Origin of the sequence: Flavobacterium plurextorum (genome assembly GCF_002217395.1) — a bacterium.
In the GTDB taxonomy this organism is placed as follows: Bacteria; Bacteroidota; Bacteroidia; order Flavobacteriales; family Flavobacteriaceae; genus Flavobacterium; species Flavobacterium plurextorum.
The window spans coordinates 1-21,008 of sequence record NZ_MUHD01000017.1; the positions used below are offsets into that span (position 1 = coordinate 1).

At 32.0% G+C, this 21,008-nt stretch carries 13 protein-coding genes; 8 read left to right on the forward strand and 5 right to left on the reverse strand.

Annotated elements, in window-relative coordinates; translation table 11 throughout:
- Positions 1–769: 769 nt before the first annotated feature.
- The 3 genes from B0A81_RS10160 to htpG form a co-directional block, all read right to left on the reverse strand.
- Positions 770–1,486: a DUF4369 domain-containing protein gene (locus B0A81_RS10160; protein WP_089057934.1), complete on the reverse strand. Its 717-nt coding sequence runs from the start codon at positions 1,484–1,486 to the stop codon at positions 770–772.
- Positions 1,487–1,617: 131 nt separating this feature from the next.
- The gene (locus tag B0A81_RS10165) at positions 1,618–2,445 is read right to left on the reverse strand and encodes a hypothetical protein (protein ID WP_089057935.1); all 828 of its coding nucleotides are present in this window, start codon (positions 2,443–2,445) and stop codon (positions 1,618–1,620) included.
- Between the two features lie 122 nt (positions 2,446–2,567).
- On the reverse strand, positions 2,568–4,451 hold the full coding sequence (htpG, locus tag B0A81_RS10170; protein ID WP_089057936.1) for a molecular chaperone HtpG: 1,884 nt from the start codon (positions 4,449–4,451) through the stop codon (positions 2,568–2,570).
- 203 nt (positions 4,452–4,654) lie between these two features.
- Between htpG and B0A81_RS10175 the strand changes: the two genes are divergently transcribed.
- The 3 genes from B0A81_RS10175 (at position 4,655) to B0A81_RS10185 (ending at position 6,933) form a co-directional block, all read left to right on the forward strand.
- Complete coding sequence (locus tag B0A81_RS10175; protein ID WP_165768057.1) at positions 4,655–5,161, forward strand: lipocalin family protein; 507 nt, start codon at positions 4,655–4,657, stop codon at positions 5,159–5,161.
- Positions 5,162–5,180: 19 nt separating this feature from the next.
- Positions 5,181–5,876 carry an OmpA family protein gene (locus B0A81_RS10180; protein WP_089055933.1) on the forward strand — a complete coding sequence of 232 codons (696 nt, stop codon included), beginning with the start codon at positions 5,181–5,183 and terminating at the stop codon, positions 5,874–5,876.
- A gap of 106 nt (positions 5,877–5,982) precedes the next feature.
- Positions 5,983–6,933, forward strand: coding sequence for an ABC transporter ATP-binding protein (locus B0A81_RS10185; protein ID WP_089057938.1), 951 nt, complete (start codon positions 5,983–5,985; stop codon positions 6,931–6,933).
- Positions 6,934–6,994: 61 nt separating this feature from the next.
- On the opposite strand, the gene B0A81_RS10190 is transcribed toward B0A81_RS10185, so the two are convergent.
- Positions 6,995–9,406: a S9 family peptidase gene (locus B0A81_RS10190; protein ID WP_089057939.1), complete on the reverse strand. Its 2,412-nt coding sequence runs from the start codon at positions 9,404–9,406 to the stop codon at positions 6,995–6,997.
- Positions 9,407–9,671: 265 nt separating this feature from the next.
- On the opposite strand from B0A81_RS10190, the gene B0A81_RS10195 reads away from it, so the two are divergent.
- Positions 9,672–10,679, forward strand: a complete 1,008-nt coding sequence (locus B0A81_RS10195) for a 3-oxoacyl-ACP synthase III family protein (protein ID WP_056200855.1) — start codon at positions 9,672–9,674, stop codon at positions 10,677–10,679.
- Between the two features lie 145 nt (positions 10,680–10,824).
- Complete coding sequence (locus B0A81_RS10200) at positions 10,825–11,496, forward strand: copper homeostasis protein CutC (protein ID WP_089057940.1); 672 nt, start codon at positions 10,825–10,827, stop codon at positions 11,494–11,496.
- A gap of 93 nt (positions 11,497–11,589) precedes the next feature.
- On the opposite strand, the gene B0A81_RS10205 is transcribed toward B0A81_RS10200, so the two are convergent.
- Positions 11,590–14,007, reverse strand: coding sequence for a TonB-dependent receptor domain-containing protein (locus B0A81_RS10205; protein ID WP_089057941.1), 2,418 nt, complete (start codon positions 14,005–14,007; stop codon positions 11,590–11,592).
- A gap of 323 nt (positions 14,008–14,330) precedes the next feature.
- On the opposite strand from B0A81_RS10205, the gene argS reads away from it, so the two are divergent.
- The 3 genes from argS (at position 14,331) to B0A81_RS10220 (ending at position 21,000) form a co-directional block, all read left to right on the forward strand.
- On the forward strand, positions 14,331–16,109 hold the full coding sequence (gene argS, locus B0A81_RS10210; RefSeq protein ID WP_089057942.1) for an arginine--tRNA ligase: 1,779 nt from the start codon (positions 14,331–14,333) through the stop codon (positions 16,107–16,109).
- A gap of 332 nt (positions 16,110–16,441) precedes the next feature.
- Positions 16,442–17,152 (forward strand): hypothetical protein, encoded by a 711-nt coding sequence (locus B0A81_RS10215; RefSeq protein ID WP_089057943.1) that lies wholly within the window; start codon positions 16,442–16,444, stop codon positions 17,150–17,152.
- 644 nt (positions 17,153–17,796) lie between these two features.
- Entirely contained in the window at positions 17,797–21,000 is a 3,204-nt protein-coding gene (locus B0A81_RS10220) for a SusC/RagA family TonB-linked outer membrane protein (RefSeq protein ID WP_089057944.1), read from the forward strand.
- Positions 21,001–21,008 lie beyond the last annotated feature (8 nt).

Consider the following 21,008-nt stretch of genomic DNA (forward strand, 5'->3'; position numbering starts at 1 on the left):
TGATGAGGATTTTTTGTTTTACGCAAATACCCAAAGGTATGGTATATTGCAGGAGCCCCGACAGCCATCGGGGGTCATCGTCTTTCTTTTAAGAATCCTCATCAATTACTTGATGAGGATTTTTTTGGTTTATAATGGTTTTAGAAATCAGGGCTGTGAAATACATATTGTATCTCGGCTGTCGAAAATACGAATTTGAGTTTATCTTTTTTATTGATAGAATCGGACGGAAGACAGAAAAAGATCTTGTAATTTGTCTGCGTTAGGGATGGAAGCGGCATCCTTTTGCGGGAACATAAAGATCTATTTTTCCTCTGAAAGCTCTTTGCAAAAGATACAGCGGACAGCCCGGCCCGAAGGGAAACGCCCTAAATTGTATTAGTTGAATTGTATTTTTTGCTTTTAGCAGTTTTAAAGCTGTTTTTTGTTTTTTATGAGTAAGATTGTCTTCGGATGAAAAAAGTTATTCTGTGGCTTTTATTTTAGGGAAGAAGCTGCTTTTATTGGATCGAAAAGAAATTCTGAAGCTTATTAATTTATCTCTTTTATGTATCAATGAAATAGCTCTTCTTTACTTGCTATAAAAGCTATAAAAGCTAATAAAATCTATGATGGTAGTATTTAAGAAATCAAGTACTATTTGGTTGTATTTTTTATGCCGATTCAGTTGAGTTCTTAGTTGTAGCTCTTGAAACTTATGATTCTTAATGTTTGAATTTGAAGTATAAAAAAAGGCCCTGAATACTTCAGGACCTTATAATATCAAAGATTATTTTTGTTCAGCCTTTTTGATTTCGGCTACATATTTGGTAAGTTTTTTTCCATAAAGTGATTTTGCTACTTTAGGAGTCATCGTTTTTTGAATCGTATCAAGAAATTTAACATTAATATCGTAAATTTCGGCTAGCGCGATATATGGCGCTACTTCATAATCCTTATTGTTAATAGCGAAGTTTGTCGCGTACAAATATTTTCTTTTAATATTTGATTGTTGCTTCGCATCTATACTATCTATTGCTTTTTGATCTTGTCTTTTTATGGCTTTGAATTTCGACTGTACCATAGTAAGGTTTTCATCTATGAAACGAGAGTTTATTTTTTGATATTGTTCGTATAACTCCTGATTTTTTGATCCAGTGATTTTTGCACTTGCGATAAAATTATCCAAATTAGTTTCGATATTGATATTTCCAGGTTCTGCAAAAAATAAAATATTATTGTCTAAAGAATTTGATGTACCACGATCTAGAAATAAATACAATACTTCTGGTGATTCTAATTTTATATCTCTTTCAAACGCTGAATTTCCATCAATTTTAATGCTGTCTATTGCAACAAGCGATGTGTCAGCAAATCGTTGAATATAAAGGGTTCCGCTTTTTAAACCTTTTATATTTCCGGTTATATGTAAGTTGTCAGCAGATTCTTTTTTGCTGCATGATGCAAGTAGTGCAAGAGTAACAAAGGCAATAATTGATTTTTTCATTAGTTTTTAGATTTTGGTGCAAAATAAAGAAAATAGTTTGAATGTAATGAATGGGAATTAAATTTTAATAAAAATAAAATCCCAATTTATTTCTAAATTGAGATTTGCATATATTTTTAATTATGAATCGTTTACATTGTTAAAATGTAGGCAGTCCCATTTTCATGTATGTAAGTGTATTTCGTATCACATTCTAGATTTCCATAATCAACTACACCATTTAAAGAGCCGCCAGTGATTTTTAATTTTCCTTTAGAGATAAACTCACAAGAATATTTTTTTATTAGAGTTTCTTGTACAGTCAATGTTAAAGTTCCTCCTTTATCAGTCGTGATAGTATGTGTTCCTTCTGGCATTTCATAAACATTGTCTTCTAAAACAAAAGGTGTGTCAACACCAGCGGTTTGTTTAACTGTAACGAGTCCTGAATTTAAATAAACTCTTCCTGTTATATCTGTTAGTTTGCCGTTAATTACTTTTCGACTAAATTGTGGTACAGTTGGAACAGTTGTAGTATTGGTGTATTCAATTGTTCCTTCTAGTTTAAGATTGTTTATTGAATAGTCAATTCGTTCGATTGTCATTTTACTTCCTGTTGTAATTATCGGACCAGAAAGTATAATTTTTAGTTTTCCTTTTCTAAGTATTTGATTGTTTGCACAACCTGAAGTTCCGTAATCAATAATGAAAATTTTTGGATAAGAATTTTGATTTGAATTTTCTAAGGTAATAGTACCGCAAATTCCAGATACATTTTCAGTAGTTTTGGCTGTTGAGCTGTTATTTGTTGTCACAGCTAATCCTGTTTTTATATCCATATCGTTTGTGGCATCAATCAAAACTGAAGCACCAATAGAGCTGGTGTCTGTTTGGTTTACAATATCATCATTGCTTGAACATGAAATGTAAAAAAATGAAGAAAGGCAGATTGCTGCAAATAGAAAAATAGATTTTTTCATAGTAGTTTTGTTTAAGGTTAGATTAATAGGGTATCCAAATGTAATAAAAAAATGAATCTCAAAAAAAAAATCCTACAGCGTTGTGCTGTAGGATTTTAAAAGTGATTTTTTTTTTGGAATGATTATTTAATCATCTCAAAACTTCTTTTTACAAAAGCAGTTAATGCTTCACCTTTTAATAGATTTTGTGATAATTTGGCTAAATCTAAGGCTTGTTTCACCAAGTGCTCTTGATGTGTTTTGTCTTCAGTATTTAAGATGCTTGTAGCTAAGTCAGAATTAGTGTTTACAACTAAGTTGTACATTTCTGGCATGTTGTTCATTCCGAACATTCCGCCGCCGCCGCTTTGACTCATTTCTTTCATTCTACGCATAAATTCTGGCTGCGTAATTATAAATGGAGCTGCTTGGCTGTCCATAGCTTCAAGTTGTACGCTGTATGCTTTAGGAATATAAGCTTCTAATGATGTTTTTAAAGTTTCTTTTTCTTCATCAGATAATTTTGAAATCGTGTTTTCATCTTTTTTGATTAAATTATCAATATGATCAGAGTCTACACGAACAAAAGTTAAATCTGTATTGTCGTTTTCAATTTTTTGAATTAAATGCGAAATAATAGGAGAATCTAAAAGTAATACTTCGTAACCTTTTTCTTTTACAGTTTCGATGTAAGAGTGTTGCTCTTCTTTATTTCCTGCGTATAGAACTACAAGTTTACCATCTTTGTTAGTTTGGTTTTCTTTTAATTTCTCTTTTAATTCTTCTAAAGTGAAATAAGTATTATCTACTGTTGGATACAAAACAAATGCACCAGCTTTTTCGTAGAATTTATCTTCAGAAAGCATTCCGTACTCTAAAACAATTTTAATATCGTTCCATTTCGCTTCAAAATCAGCGCGGTTTTCATTAAATAAAGCCTTCAATTTATCAGCTACTTTACGAGTGATATAATTTGAAATTTTCTTAACGGCACCATCAGCTTGTAAGCCTGAACGAGAAACATTTAACGGAATGTCTGGTGAATCAATTACACCTTTAAGCATCGTTAAAAATTCAGGTACAATTCCTTCTACGTTATCAGTAACGTAAACTTGGTTTTGGTACAATTGAATTTTATCTTTTTGAATTTGCATGTCCGAACCTAATTTAGGGAAATATAAAATTCCAGTTAGGTTAAATGGATAATCCACATTTAAGTGAATGTTGAATAACGGCTCTTCAAATTGCATTGGATACAATTCTCTGTAGAAGTTTTTATAATCTTCATCAGATAATTCAGATGGTTGTTTTGTCCAAGCTGGATTTGGGTTGTTAATGATGTTGTCAATTTCGACAGTTTCATTTACATAATCCTCTGGAGCATCTTCAGGTTTTGGAAGAGTTTCAGTTCTTGTTCCAAATTTAATTGGAATAGGCATAAACTTGTTATACTTGTTCAATAAACTACTGATTTTAGAATCTTCTAAAAATTCTAAAGAATCTTCGGCAACGTGAAGGATGATTTCTGTACCACGTGAAGTTTTGTCAGCTGGCTCTAAAGTAAATTCAGGACTTCCGTCGCAAGTCCAGTGCGCTGCAGGTTCATCTTTGTATGATTTTGTAATGATTTCTACTTTTTCCGCAACCATAAAAGCGGAATAAAAACCAAGACCAAAATGTCCGATAATACCTGAATCTTTTGCAGAATCCTTGTATTTGTCTAAGAACTCTTCTGCTCCCGAAAAAGCAACTTGATTAATGTATTTTTCTACTTCATCAGCAGTCATACCTAAACCTTGGTCGATAATGTGGATTTTTTTTCCTTCTTTATCAACTTTGATTTCAATAACCGGATTTCCATATTCTACTTTGGCTTCTCCAATACTGATAAGATGCTTTAATTTTAAAGTAGCATCGGTTCCATTTGAAACCAGCTCACGAAGAAAAATTTCGTGATCGCTGTATAAAAACTTTTTGATTAAGGGAAAGATGTTTTCTACCGAAACATTAATTTTACCTGTTGTCATATTTTTTAATTTTTTGAGTTTAACTTGATGATTTTCATTCCGTCAAATAAAATACCAATTGTTTTTAAGGTGACAAATTGTCGTAAGTGTTAATTTTGAAAGAAAATAAATAGATTCTAAAACAAATTTTGTCCTTACGAATCGTATATTTGTGGTATAATAATTGTTAAACGAGTAAGTATTAACTTAAATAATGTAACAAAATGAAGAAAATTATTTTCATTTGCATGGTTGCCGCGATGTTTTTTGCGTGTAAATCAGCTTCGTCTACAACAGCTTCTTCTAATGAAGCACCAACGCTTTCGACTAAACTTGATCGACCGACTCAAGTTGCACTTAAAGGAAATTGGGTACTTACTAATGTGTCTTATCCAGGCTCTGATTATATCAAAGTAACTTCTTTTGATCTTGCAGATTCTAAGTGTTTTATAGGTAGTACTTGGAGTTTTATTTCAAATAATAATAAAGGTACTATGGCTTTAACAGCTCCAAGTTGTACAGGTTTTACTTCACCGATTGTTTGGAGTATTAACAATCAAGGACTTTTTGTACTTAAAATTGTTGATCCAGGAACAAAATCAAAAAATGTTAAATCAGGATACTTACTTAAAGTTGCAGGACTTACTGATAATTCATTTCAGTTAATTGACAACATTAATGTTGGTGGACAAGTAACAGATGTTACTTATCAATTTCAGAGAGCTAATTAATATATAAAAAAGGAAAAAAATGAAAAAGATAACAGTTTTAGGATTAAGTAGCTTACTTGTATTAGTTAGTTTATTTACAAGCTGCGACTCAGTGCAAAATGCAAATAATACACAAAAAGGTGCTGGAATTGGAGTAGTTGCTGGTGGACTTATTGGTGGTATTTTAGGTAATAATTTAGGACATGGCGGAAATGCGGCTTTAGGTGCTGCTATTGGTGCTGCTGTAGGTGGTGGAACTGGTGCTCTTATTGGAAACAAAATGGATAAACAGGCTCGTGAAATTGATCAGGCTTTACCAGGCGCAGATGTTGAAAGAGTTGGTGAAGGAATTCACTTAACTTTAAATGAAAATGCTGTTCGTTTTGATACTAATAAATCAACTCTTACTGCTCAGGCAAAAGCGAACTTAGATAAATTAGTTCCTGTGTTTAATGCTTATGGAGATACTGATATTCAAATTTTTGGTTATACAGACAATACTGGTAAACCAGAATATAATTTGACACTTTCAGGACAAAGAGCTGCTTCTGTGCAAGCTTATTTAGTTTCTAAAGGATTGAAATCAAGTCGTTTTAAAACTTCAGGTTTAGGTATTGTTGATCCAATTGCAACAAATGATACTCCAGAAGGAAGAGCTCAGAACCGTCGTGTAGAATTCTCTATTACTGCAAACGACAAAATGGTTAATGATGCTAAAGCAGAAGCTGGAAAATAATTTCAGATAAAATAAAATCTAAAAAAAGCTGTTTCATAAATGAGGCAGCTTTTTTTTTTGACATTAGAAATTAAACATTGTAAATTTGGACTTTCAAATATAACTCATGCTCGACATTCAGAATATCTCTTTTACGTATACCGATAAACCTGTTATTAAAGACGTTTCTTTTACTATAAACAAAGGCGAGAATATTGCTATTATTGGTGAAAGCGGCTGTGGAAAAAGCACGCTGCTAAAACTAATATATGGTTTATATAATCTAGACGAAGGAAAAATGTTCTATGGTGAGAAACCAATTTTAGGACCAAAGTATAATTTGATTCCTGGTATGCCATTTATGAAATATTTAGCGCAGGATTTTGATTTATCTCCATATGAAACAGTTGCTGAGAATGTCGGGAAGTTTCTATCGAATGGTTTTGCTAATATGAAAAAACTTCGTGTTCAGGAGTTATTAGAGATGGTAGAAATGGAATCGTTCTCTAATGTAAAAGCAAAATTTTTGAGCGGCGGTCAGCAGCAGCGAGTAGCTTTGGTAAGAGTTTTGGCTTTAGAACCCGAAGTTATTTTGTTAGACGAACCTTTTAGTCAAATTGATGCTTTCCGTAAAAACGCTTTGCGTCGTAACTTATTTCGTTATTTAAAGCAAAAAGGAATTACTTGTATAATTGCCACACACGACAGTACAGATGCTTTGTCATTTGCAGATGAAGCAATTGTTATGCGTCATGGAGAAATAATTGTCAAAGATAATCCAACAAAAATATACGAGGATCCAGAAACTAAATATGTAGCTTCATTGTTTGGTGAAGTAAATGAAATTGCAACACATTTATTGCTTCCTTATGAAGATGAAACACATAAAACATTAGTTTATCCACATCAATTTAAAATGGTTTCAGAATCGAAACTTCCTGTAAAGATTAGAAGAACTTATTTTCGAGGAAGTCATTTTTTAATTGAAACGGTTTATAAAAGACAGCTGGTGTTTTTTGAAAGTGAAATAGATCTTCCGTTAGATCAAGAAATATTCCTAGGCTTAAATTACTTGTAAAATATAAAACCCGATAGATTTTAAATCTATCGGGTTTATTTTTATAATCGTTTATAGTGATTTATTTTTTCAAATACTTTTCTAAAAACTGATCTTGTTCCCAAAGCAAGTGTAAAATGTTTTCTTTAGCAACATAACTGTGAGATTCTTTTGGTAAAATTACCATTCTAGCTGGAGCACCTAAACCTTTTAATGCTTGAAAATAACGTTCCGTCTGCAAAGTAAAAGTTCCAGGATTGTTATCTGCTTCACCGTGAACTAATAGTAATGGTGTTTTCATTTTATCAGCGTTCATAAATGGTGACATTGTGTTGTAAACTTCAGGAGCTTCCCAGTAATTTCTTTGTTCAGATTGGAATCCAAATGGAGTAAGTGTTCTGTTGTAAGCACCACTTCTTGCAATTCCACATGCAAATAAGTTAGAATGAGTTAATAAATTAGCAGTCATAAATGCACCGTAAGAATGTCCTCCAACAGCCACTTTTTTACGATCAATATAACCTAACGCATCAACTGCATCAATTGCAGCTGCAGCATTGTCTACTAATTGTGATATAAAATTATCGTTTGGTTCTGTAGTTCCTTCTCCGATAATTGGAAAAGCAGCATCATCAAGAACTACATATCCTCTTGTTACCCAATATACAAATGATCCATAATATGGAAACGTAAATTCGTTAGAGTTTTGAGTTGATTGACTTGCACTGTTTCTGTCTTTATATTCAGCAGGATAAGCCCAGATTAATAAAGGCATTTTCTCTTTTTTAGCTTTATCATAGCCAACAGGCAGATATAAAGTTCCAGAAAGTTCTAATCCATCCTTACGTTTGTATTTGATTACCTCTTTACTAACATCTTTAATACTTTCAAATGGATTTTTAAAAGCAGTAATAGGTGTTATACTGTTTTGCTTTTTGATATTTCTAAAGTAGTAATTTGGATATTCACTCTTAGATTGAATCTGTACTAAAACTTTTCCAGTTTTGAAGTCTTCAATTTCTATTAAATCTTCTTTCTTATCCTTGTATGGAGAAGTATAAATGCGTTTTGATTTTAAAGTTTTTAAATTGAATTCATCAATAAAAGGGAATTGTCCTTCTTTTGTATATCCGTCACCAATTCGGAAAGCATTGTCTTTTTCGATCGCTAAAACATTTCTATTATATTCATTCTTTTTAGTTTCAAAAACTCCCGGATCTGAATAAACATCTTGTTGGTTTCTATCTGTAATTACTTTTGGTTGCTGTCCTGGATTTGACGGATTGATTAGGTATGTTTTAGTGTTACGAGTGTCGTACCATTCGTCAGTAATAAAAGCAATATTATCGTTCCCCCAAGTAATATAACTATAGCGTTGAGGAAGCTTTACTAATGTTGCAGCATCATTTGTAAATGGAGCTTCCCATAGAAAAACTTCATCTCTAAAATCTACTTTGTTTGCCGGATTACCTTCGTCTAAAGCTGTTACATAAGATAAAGTTGCAGGTTTGTCATTTCTCCAGTTCATTTCTCTTTTTCCCTTACGAACTGCCATAAAACCTTTTGGCATGATTTCATTTAAAGGAACTTCGTTTACAGTTTTAATTTCTTTTCCTCTTAAGTCATAAACAACTGTTTTAGAAGGAAATCTATTTAATGGAACTACATATGAAAAAGGTTTTTGAATAGTAGTCAGCATTATATAATTACCATCTGGAGAAATTCTTTCACCTGCAAACATAGCAGCTTCTTTAAATAGAGTAGTATCTCCATTTAGTTTAACTTTGTATAATTCAGATGTAATTATGTTTTCAAAATTAGCCTCATCGTTTTTGTTTTTCAACATATCAGGGTAAGTTCTATTTTGAGATTTTTCTCCAGAAGTGTTAGAAATAATTGGGCCAGTTGGTAAATCTTTTTTAGAGTCTAAAAGAGGCTGTCTGTTTTTTGGCAGCATTTTCACCAAAATAGTTTCATTGTCTAAAAACCAGCTGAAAGGATTTCCAAGATTTGCATTTACATTTGCTTCAGTAAGTTTTGAAGCTTGAGCTGTTGCAATATCTAGTACCCAAAGTTCAACACCAGAGTTTGTAGTGTGAGAGAACAATACTTTTTTGTCATTTGGTGACCAAAGGATATTACTTATTTTAGGGTCGGTTGGAAGTCCAGAAACCTGAATTTCATCTTTTCCACTTATTTTTCTAACTTTAAGATTAGTCACATAAGTAACAGTACTTGAAATGTTAGTAATAGGATTGATTCTTAAACCAGCTAAACGAAGTTCTTCTTGGTTTAAATCGTCAAGAGTTTTGTATGTGCTTCGAGACAATAAGAGCATGTTTTCTTTTTTTGTATCCATCGATACACTTGGGGCTCTTTGATAATCAGCTAGATCTAGGATAGATTTAGGGGGTTTTTGATACGTTAAATTTTCTTGTGCAAAAGAAAATAAACCAAGGTGTAAAAGTAAGAATAGAGTAACCTTTAATTTCATGATTTGGATTTTTTGGATTTGAATTAAGAACACTTAAAATGTTTGTCTAAGATACAGTAGTCTTGTTACATTTTATAGGTTATTTTTCATTCTTTTCAGTTATTTGTTTAAAAAGCTGTTTAATTAGGAATTAAATGTTTTTAAATAGTCTTATAATTAAAAGATATTAAACTGATAATTACGAAAAAAAGACTAATTTGTATGCTAATTTTTTAAAGTATACTTAAATTTGCATTCTAAATTTTTAACAAACAATAAAAAGAATATGTATCATTCAAAAATAGCGGGCTTAGGATATTATGTTCCTTCAAATGTCGTGACAAATGATGATTTGTCTAAGATTATAGATACCAATGATGAATGGATTCAGGAGCGTACCGGAATTCAGGAAAGAAGACATATCATTCGTGGAGAAGATACTACAACTTCAATGGGAGTTAAAGCTGCTAAAATTGCAATCGAGCGTTCTGGTGTAGCCAAAGAAGATATAGATTTTGTAGTTTTTGCTACATTAAGTCCAGATTACTATTTTCCAGGGCCTGGAGTTTTAGTACAGCGTGATTTAGGATTAAGAACAGTAGGAGCTTTAGATGTTAGAAATCAATGTTCTGGATTCGTTTATGCTATTTCTGTTGCAGATCAATATATTAAAACAGGAATGTATAAAAATATTTTGGTAATAGGTTCTGAAGTACATTCGACAGGATTAGATATGACAACTCGCGGACGCGGAGTTTCAGTTATTTTTGGAGATGGAGCAGGAGCAGCTGTTTTAAGTCGTGAAGAAGATTTGACGAAAGGAATTTTATCAACACATTTACACTCAGAAGGTCAGCATGCCGAAGAATTGGCTTTGCAGGCACCTGGAATGGGAGCTCGTTGGGTAACAGATATTATTGCTGATAACGATCCAAATGACGAAAGTTATTATCCGTATATGAACGGACAGTTTGTATTCAAGAATGCAGTAGTTCGTTTCGCTGAAGTAATAAATGAAGGTTTAGAAGCAAATGGGTTGCAGGTTTCAGATATCGATATGTTGATTCCGCATCAGGCAAACTTGAGAATTTCACAATTCATTCAAAACAAATTCAAATTGTCTGACGATCAAGTACATAATAATATTCAAAAGTACGGAAATACAACTGCAGCATCTATTCCAATTGCTTTGACAGAAGCTTGGGAACAAGGTAAAATTAAATCCGGAGATACAGTAGTTTTAGCTGCTTTTGGAAGTGGATTTACTTGGGCAAGCGCAATCATTAAATGGTAAATTAATTCATCTTGCATTATATTTTGAAAACCTGCTTCATTTTGGAGCAGGTTTTTTTATAATTTTGTTTGTGTCATTTCGAAGAAAAAGAAACTGCATCAGATTATTTCGTTATGATAAACATTAAGAAATATCTCTAAATAAAATGAAAAAAAATCAACTAGAAATAGCCTGTTTCAACTATGAATCGGCAATAATTGCGCAAGAAAATGGTGCTGACCGAATCGAATTATGCGATAATATGCAGCTTGGCGGAACTACTCCAAATACAATATCGGCAGTAAGAGTTCGTGAAAAACTGACTATAAAAATGCATGTAATTATACGACCACGCGGAGGAGATTTTGTTTATACTGATGAGGAGTTTGTTGAAATGAAACAAGATATCAAACAGTTTAAAAAACTTGGAGTTGATGGTTTTGTTTTTGGAATTTTGAATACTGATGGCAGCGTAAATAAAAAACAAAATCAAGAGCTGGTTAATTTAGCAGGTTCACTTTCTTGTACTTTTCACCGTGCTTTTGATGTGGTTAATGATTTTGAGCAATCACTAGAAGATGTTATTGAGTGTGGTTTCAATACAATTCTAACTTCTGGACGAGGAAAAAATGTTGAAGAAGGTATTTTTGATTTGGTACTGATACAAAAGCTGGCAAAAGATCGAATTGAAATTATGCCGGGCGGTGGATTGCGATCTTCAAATATTAAACTGCTTCAAGATAAACTAGAGCCGACTTTCTACCATTCATCCGCAATTACTGATAATACAGAAACAGCAAATCCTGAAGAAGTAAAAGAACTGAAAAACTTTTTGTAAATAAATAAAAAAGCCTGAAGTTGGCAAACTTCAGGCTTTTTTTCTACAAGAAATTATTTAAAAAATATTAAAATAGATCTAATAAAAGCGAGATTAGAACATTCCGCCGCCGCCTTTATTAGTGTTATCTTCTCTTTGTTTACGTTGTAAGTTTTTGATTTTTGCACCTCCAAAGTTGTACGTTAAACCTAAATAAACCGTTTGACTTTCCCAAGTAAACTGTCCTGCTTGAGGATAAGGAGACATAGTGTCAAAAGCATATTTCATGGTATTGAAAACGTCATTAAAACGTACGCTGATATTCATTTTGTTGTTCAGTAAAGTATAACGTGAACCAATGTCCATTTTATACATTTCATGGCTGTTATTTTGAAGACCATCAACCGCACCTCTATAGAATCCAAATAATAAGAAGCTTAAACGTTTGTTTACTTTAAAGTTTGAATTCATACGACCATTGAATGCTGCAACAGTAACCGTTTTTTGCTCTGGAATACTTTTGTCGCCTGCAACATATTTGTACACAATTCCTTCCTGATTAATGCTTGAAAAATCAATAGACGGCTGAATGTCCCACCATTTTGTGATTTTATAGTTAAGGGAAACCTCAAATCCATATGAAGTGTTGTGATCAAAGTTTGTATAAGACATAATTTGCTTTTCATTGCTTGGATCTGCTAGATCTGGATATAAAACTCTACTGATTTGATCATTAATACTTCTTACGAAAACACCAGCAGTAAAACTTCCTTTCTCAAGTGTTTTAGTATAATTTACTTCCACAGAATTAGTAAATTGAGGTCTTAATTCAGGATTTCCTAAAGAAGTTACTAAAGGAGTTGCAAACTCACGAATAGGTTTTGTCTGCTCTAAACTTGGACGGTCCACACGACGGCTGTAACTAAATTGCAAAGTATTTTTCTCATTCAAATTATAAGTTAAATAAGCAGATGGATATAATGTAATATAGTCATCATCAAATTTATCTTTACCGTGATTTAAATTAGCAGCTACTTTATAACTCTCAAAACGTGCACCTAATTGATAACTGAATTTTTTGAATTTTTGCCCAAACGTTACATACGCTGAGTATATATCAGTATCGTAAGTGTAATTTGAAACACGATCAGCAATTGGCATCAAAGGATTTCCTGTGATATAATCGTTTCCAGTTTTTGTAATTCTCGCTTCTGCACCAGCTTCAAGAGTAGTTTTCTCGTTTAACGGGTTCACATAATCGATGTTTACGGTACTTAATTTTCGTGTCCCTTTTAAGAAATCATTGTACAGTAAATCAGCACTAGTATTGTCAATTTTTGTTGTTTTAGTATCAAAAGAAGCGTTTTGTGTTTTTTTATTATCACTGTAATTTGCTTCAAAATCTAAAGTATGACCTTCTTTTTTAAAGATGTGTTTATAAGCTAAGTTATAAGTTCCAACTTGATCTGGTCCCCAGTATCTTGATTTCTGAAAAATATTTGAGATATCAGAACCAGTTACATTATTATAATCAATGTCAGTATCTACAAAACCTTTTCCGTCCGATTTATTCTGATTAGTATATATAGACAATGTATTATGATCATCAATTAAATAATCCATTCCAATCTTGTACAAATAAGAATCGTTGTCGTTTAAAACGTTAATTTTTTGGCTGATATCTTCGTCAAATCTATTAATAAATCCTTTGTTATGATATGTACCAAAATTCTGTCCTACATTTCCAAAGAAATTTACTTTTCCAGTTTTATAATTTAAATCTAGAGATTGGTTGTATTTAGCCGTTTCTCCAAAAGTAATACCTCCGCTGTAGCTTCCATTAAAACCAACATTTGCATTTTTGTGCAAAATTATATTGATGATTCCAGACATTCCTTCCGGATTGTATTTTGCACTTGGGTTCGTAATTAACTCAATTTTTTTGATTGAAGTCGATGGAATTTGTTTTAACAATTGTGCTGGATCAATATTCGAAGGTCTTCCGTCAATTAATACACGAACATTATCATTTCCGCGAAGCGAAAGTTTTCCATCTTGATCTACATTTACAGAAGGAATATTGTTCATAATATCTGAAGCAGAAGCGCCGGCAGTCGTTAAATCTTTACCAACATTAACTACTTTTCTGTCAATTTTTTGTTCGATTGTAGAGCGCTCAGCAACTATGTTTACACCTTTTAATTGCGTTGCTTCTTCTTCAAGAGAAACATTTACAGTTGCAGATTTCTTGTTTTCACTTAAAATGATTGAGCCAATATATTTTCTAAAACCGATATATTGAATTTCAATTGTATAACTTTTTAAAGCTAAGTTTTTAAAAGTAAAATCTCCGTTGTCATCTGTGTTTACGCCCGAAACAACTTTTCCGTTATCTTTAATAGATACGGTAGCATAAGAAATAGGCGCACTATTAGATTTTTCAGTAATTTTTCCAGAGACCGTTCCTGAGTTTTGAGCTTGTACTGTCGAGATTACACCTAGTAATACCAACAGAAAGAATTTTAGTTTCATAATGCGATAATGATTATTTTGATTGATTGATGATGCGGTTGTTTTTCGTTTTTTTGTTTTTTTTGTTCTTCATAATAAAATTAGAGTCCCTATTAAGACTCTTTAGTCAGCGATATGTTACACATAAAAAGTTAAAAAAAAATGTAATTTCACGAATGCTTCTGTTTTGTAAGGGATTAAGGTTTTTGTTTTTTGATAATTTTAACACTTGAAAGCAAGATGGTTTTAAGAAATTCTAATAGTTATATAGTATTTTATATGTTATTCATTTTCTGTTATTGATGAATAAGCAGTATCTTTGCTCACTTTAAAAATAAGTTTACATGTCATTATCACAAATTCTTACACCTTCTATACAAAAAGCAATACAAGCATTATTTGACGTTACAGTTGATAAAATCGAATTTCAAACTACTAGAAAAGAGTTTGAAGGCGATATTACAATGGTGATTTTTCCTTTAGTAAAAGTTATTAAAAGCAATCCTGCGGAATTAGGTAATAAAATTGGAAATTATCTCGTTGAAAATGTTTCAGAAGTTGCTCGTTTCAATGTAGTTTCTGGTTTCTTGAATATTGTAATATCAGACAGTTATTATTTGAATTTCTTTAATGAAATAAAAGACAATTCTAAATTTGGATATGTAACTCCAAATTCTGAAGATAAAGCAATTATGGTCGAATATTCTTCGCCAAATACAAATAAGCCTTTACACTTAGGTCACGTACGTAACAATTTGTTAGGATATTCAGTTGCTGAAATTATCAAAGCATCAGGTAAAAAAGTTTACAAAACACAGATCATTAATGATCGTGGAATTCATATCTGTAAATCGATGCTGGCTTGGGAGAAATTTGGAAACGGAGAAACTCCTGAAAGTTCAAATTTAAAAGGAGATAAATTAGTTGGTAAATATTACGTTGAATTTGATAAAGCTTATAAAGCAGAAATAAATCAATTAATAGAGACTGGTAAAACCGAAGAAGAAGCAAAAAAACAAGCGCCAATTATTATTGAAGCGCAAGAAATGCTTAAAAAATGGGAAGCTGGAGACGAGAAAGTTATTGCACTTTGGAAAAAAATGAACCAATGGGTTTATGACGGTTTTGCTGTAACGTATTCTAATCTTGGAGTTAATTTTGATAAATACTATTACGAAAGCAATACCTATTTATTAGGGAAAGATGTTGTTCAAGTAGGTCTTGATAAAGGTGTTTTTGAAAAAGATCCTGACGGTTCTGTTTGGATTGATTTGACAGATGAAGGTTTAGATCGTAAAATTGTATTACGTTCTGATGGAACAGCTGTTTATATGACACAAGATATTGGAACGGCAATTCAGCGTGTTAAAGATATGCCAGATGTTGGCGGAATGGTGTATACCGTTGGAAATGAGCAAGATTATCATTTTAAAGTTTTGTTTTTAATCCTTAAAAAATTAGGATTTGATTGGGCTTCAAGCTTATATCATTTATCATACGGAATGGTTGATTTGCCTTCTGGAAAAATGAAAAGCCGTGAAGGAACTGTTGTTGATGCAGATGATTTGATGCAGGATATGGCTGATACCGCAAAACAAATCTCTGAAGATTTAGGAAAGTTAGAAAGTTATTCTGCCGAAGAGAAAGCTAAATTGTATAAAACGATTGGTCTTGGGGCATTAAAATATTATATTTTAAAAGTAGATCCTAAAAAACGTATTTTGTTTAATCCAGAAGAATCTGTTGATTTTGCAGGAAATACAGGTCCGTTTATTCAATATACTTATGCAAGAATCCAATCAATTATTCGTAAAGCCGATTTTGATTTTTCGGCTAAATCAGAGATTCAAGAGTTACACGAAAAAGAAAAAGAACTCGTAAAACAAATTGAGCTTTTTCCTGAGATAATTCAAAATGCTGCACAAAATCACAGCCCGGCATTAATTGCTAATTATACCTATGATTTAGTAAAAGAATACAATTCGTTTTATCAATCAGTTCATATATTAGGCGAAGTAGATTTAATAAAAAAAATATTCAGAGTACAGCTTTCACAAAAAGTTGCTGAAGTTATAAAATCTGCATTTACATTATTAGGTATTGAAGTTCCTGAAAGAATGTAATTGAAGAAAATCCACAGAAAAGCTGATAATTGGAAACAATTATCAGCTTTTTTTTTGAATTAATTTGACTGCTTTTTTTTTGAAAAGTGTAGAAAATTTAAAGTTAGTGTTAGTGAAATGTTACGGATTGTATGAGTGAATTTTCGTGTAAAAAAAAAGAATTATGCCTTGTATATTTCGTTTTTATAATTATGTTTACAGTAAGAAAATGATTGTCAATAGTAGTTAAAAACACGAATATTTTTTAGGGAGCTAATGTTTCCTTTGTGTTCTGAAAATAAAGCGAGGAAGCCGAAAATCGTAAGAGTAGGCACAATTCTAAAACCAAAATAATGATTAAAAAATCTTTACTTTTTATGATGCTTTTCGTTGCATTTACTGCAGTGAAAGCACAAAATTTAATTTCCCCATCTTATGGATTTTCACACAGTAAAACAGCGTACATAACTTTAGCTGACGGAACTGAAATTAATGGAACTATTAGAGATATTGACAGAGATAAAGGATTAATTGAGTTCATCAAATTGCAAGATGGAGCTGGAAAAAAACACAAACTAAAACCAGAAGACATTAAGTTTATGTATTTGCCGCCAAGTGGACTTGATAATTTAGGAAAAAAATTAAATTTTCTTGAAGATTTCAAAAAGTGGAATGATGAGAAATTAAATCAAGATTTCTTAAACCAAGGATATGCTTATTTTGAAACTGCTGATGTAAAAGTTAAAAAGAAAAATTCAAAATTATTAATGCAGCTTTTAAATCCTGGATTTAGTAAAGATGTTAAAGTATATTGTGATCCTTATGCTAAAGAAACTACATCTTTAGGAGTAGGCGGAGTTAAATTCGTTGGTGGAGATGCAAAATCATATTATGTTGCTAAAAAAGATTCTCCAGCATTTTTATTAAAGAAAAAAGATTACAAAAAAGAATTTCAACCATTATGGGGAAGTTGTGAAAAAGTAATTTCTGAAAATCCTGAGCCAAAATGGACAGATTTAACTAAACATATCGTTACTTATTCTGAGTGTGTTGATCCAAGTTAGTATTTAACAACAGCATTCTTTAAATTATAAAAAGCCAATAGTTTTCAACTATTGGCTTTTTTTGTTATTACTGAAAAGAGAAAATAAAATACTAAAGTAAGATATGTTTTGTTTTGTAGCATTATTTTGTAGGAAATGACTTTTATTTTGTTATATTTGCTTCAGAATTAAAAAAACAAATCTTGTTTGGCAGTGTAAGATCCCCTTTCTTACAAATTATAATGTTTTGTGCTCGAAGCAAAACAGCCATTTCTATAAAAAATCCACCTTTTTGTTGTCAAATGTAAGATGAAAATATCTTCCTTATATTCATTTTAGTCTATATTGAATTAGTAATCCTTTTAGCATAAAATGGTAAGGAGTTAAGGCCGTCTAATTTTTTAGACGGTTTTTTTTATTCGACGTATTGGTTTCTATTTTGTCGAGTACACTTTTAAAAAATATGTTATTTCCTTAGTTGACTACATTTCTTCCTTTTTCCTAGCTATTTTGTAATTATTTGTAGGTTATTACTGGTGTTTTTGGTTTAAATATTTTTTATTGTAGTAAAATTATTATTTTGATGAATGTTAAATGATGTAAAAAACTTGTTAAAATTATTTTAATTTAATAAGTTCGGCCAAATAATTCTAAACAAAAAAACAATGAAACAAAAATTAAAAGGATTAATGGTCTTCATTTTTGTTCTTAGTATGCAATTAATCTTTGCACAAGAGAAAAAAATCACAGGAACAGTTTCTGATAATGCAGGAGTACCTTTGCCGGGAGTTAGTGTATTAGTGAAAGGAACCAAGTCAGGAACTCAAACAGATTTTGACGGAAAGTATGCAATTAAAGCCAACACAAATCAGGTTTTAATCTTTAGTTATGTCGGAATGAAAACACAAGAAGTAGTTGTGAATTCCTCTTTGATTAATATAAAATTAGTCGACAATGCTACAGAACTTGAAGGTGTAGTGGTAACCACTGCAATGGGAGTTAAAAGAGAAAAAAAATCTTTAGGATATGCAACACAGCAAATTTCAGGGAAAGATTTAGATGGTGGAGCAGGCAATGCAAATGTGGCTAATCTTTTAGCAGGAAAAGCGGCTGGTGTTGAAGTTTCAAGAAATACAAATTTTGGAGGATCAACAAACGTGGTGATTCGTGGTAACAAATCTCTAACAGGAAATAATCAGGCACTTTGGGTTATTGATGGTGTACCTGTAGATAATTCAAACTCTAATTCGACAACTCAGACAACGGGACGTGGGGGATATGATTATGGAAATAGCGTTTCTGATATTAATCAGGAAGATATCGAAAGTATTAATATTCTTAAAGGAGCTGCTGCTACTGCTTTATATGGATCTAGGGCAGCTAATGGAGTTGTTATGGTAACAACAAAAAAAGGAAAGATAGCAGACCAAAAAGTTGGATTTACTTTTTCAAGCAGCTTTACAGTAGGGACAGTTGATAAATCGACGTTTCCTAAATACCAAACTAAATATGGAGCAGGATATGGAATTGGAAGTTCATTTCTTGATCCAGAAAGTTTAATTCCTACTGTAGATACTTCTAACGATGCCTCTTACGGAGATGCTTTTACTGGACAACCTGTTTATCAATGGGACGCTTTTACTCCGTACTCAAAAAATTATGGACAAGCGACTCCTTGGAGTGCTGCTAAAAATGGACCGATTACTTTTTTTAAAACGGCTCAAACAAATGTAAATAGTTTATCTCTTGAAAAAGCGACTGAAAGATCAAGTCTTTCATTGTCTTATGTAAATACACTTCAATCAGGGATTTTACCAAACAGTGAATTAAAAAAGAATCAGTTAAGCGCTAGATTTAGTCAAAAAATTACCGACAAATTAACTGCAAATGCATATGCTGCTGTGACGCTGCAAAGTACTGTTGGTAGAAACTCTACAGGTTACAATGATAATATTTTAGGAAATTTTAGACAATGGTGGCAAACCAATACTGACCTAAAAGAGTTAGAAAATGTTTATAAAGCTTCTGGAGGACAAAATGTTACTTGGAATTGGTCTGATCCCACTTCGGCAGAAGGATTAGTACCTGCTTATTGGGATAATCCTTATTTTACTCGTTATCAAAATTATTCTTCAGATAACAGAACACGTTTGTTTAGTTATGCATCTCTAGATTATAAAATTACAGATTGGTTAAGTGCTTTAGGTCGTGTATCTCTAGATACTTATAAAGAACTTCAAGAAGAAAGAAGAGCTGTTGGTTCTATTGCTTCAGGTTTTGGTTTATCTCCTGTCAATGAAACTTCAGGTTATCAAAGATATGACAATAATTTTCAGGAAATCAATTATGATTTTATGTTAAACTTCAATAAGAAATTTGCAGAGAATTTTAGCTTGACCGGAATATTAGGGGCGAATGTAAGAAGAGACGATAAAGAGAGTGTACTTTCATCTACAATTGGAGGTTTAGTAACACCTGGGATATATGCATTATCAAATTCAAGGTATGCATTACCCTTTCCTACCGAAGCAAAATATACAAAACAAGTAAACGGCATTTATGCGCAAGCATCTTTGGGCTTTAAAGACACTTATTTTATAGATGCCTCTGTTAGACGTGATGAGTCTTCGACACTTCCAAAAGGAAATAATTCTTATATATATCCAGCAGTTTCAGGATCTGTTTTATTCTCCAATTTAATGAAAGCAGAATGGATGAATTTAGGGAAGTTTAGAATGAATTATGCAGAAGTAGGTAATGATGCAGATGCATTGCAGTTGGCAAATACCTATACAAGAAGTTCTAATTTTAATAATGAACCAATGTATACTTTACCTAATCTTAATAGAAATCCTAATCTAAAACCTGAAAGGACAAAATCTTTCGAAGTTGGTTTAGAAACAAGTATGTTTAATAGACGTTTAGGATTAGATGTTACTTATTATAAAACAAATTCTGTAGATCAAATTGTATCTGCAGCAGTATCTTCTGGATCAGGATTTACTAATGCTTGGGTAAATGGTGGTAATATAGAGAATAAAGGTTTGGAGATTCAAATTATAGGAACTCCCATAAAAACAAAGGATTTTAGTTGGGATGTTATTGTGAACTGGTCTAATAATAGAAGTAAAGTTGTTTCCTTACCAGGCGGTATAGAAAACTTACAACTAGCTGCTTTTCAGGGAGGAGTTACGACTAATGCAACTCTTAATGAGGCTTATGGAAGTATAAAGGGTACTGATTATGTTTATACAAATGGCCAGCCTACAATAGATCAAAAGACTGGTAAGTATATGGTCACAAATACATCTGATAATACAATAGGAAATATTACACCTGATTGGATAGGCGGTATTCGAAATAAATTTACGTATAAGAATGTTTCTTTAGGCTTCTTAATAGATACTCAAAAAGGAGGTGATATTTTTTCTCTAGATATGTACTACGGACTAGCTACTGGTTTATATAAAGAAACTGCCGTGGGTAATATTCGTGAAACAGGTATTTTAAATGCTGGAGTTGCTCCTGATGGAACTCCAAATACAGTAATGTCACAAAATCCTGGAGTTTATTCTAATAACTATGGTTATTTAGCAGAACCGGCTAAAGCATTTGTTTACGATGCTTCATATGTAAAATTGAGAGAAGTCTCTATCTCATACAATTTCCCTAAAAGTATGTTCCAAGGAACATTTGTTAACTCCGCTACATTTAGTTTGTTAGGATCCAATTTATGGATTATAAGCAAAAACCTGCCTTATGCAGATCCTGAAAGTGGATTGTCTTCTGGGAATAATTCGAGAGGTTATTCTGTTGGATCATTGCCTACAACAAGAGACATTGGATTTAACTTAACATTTAAATTTTAATACAATAT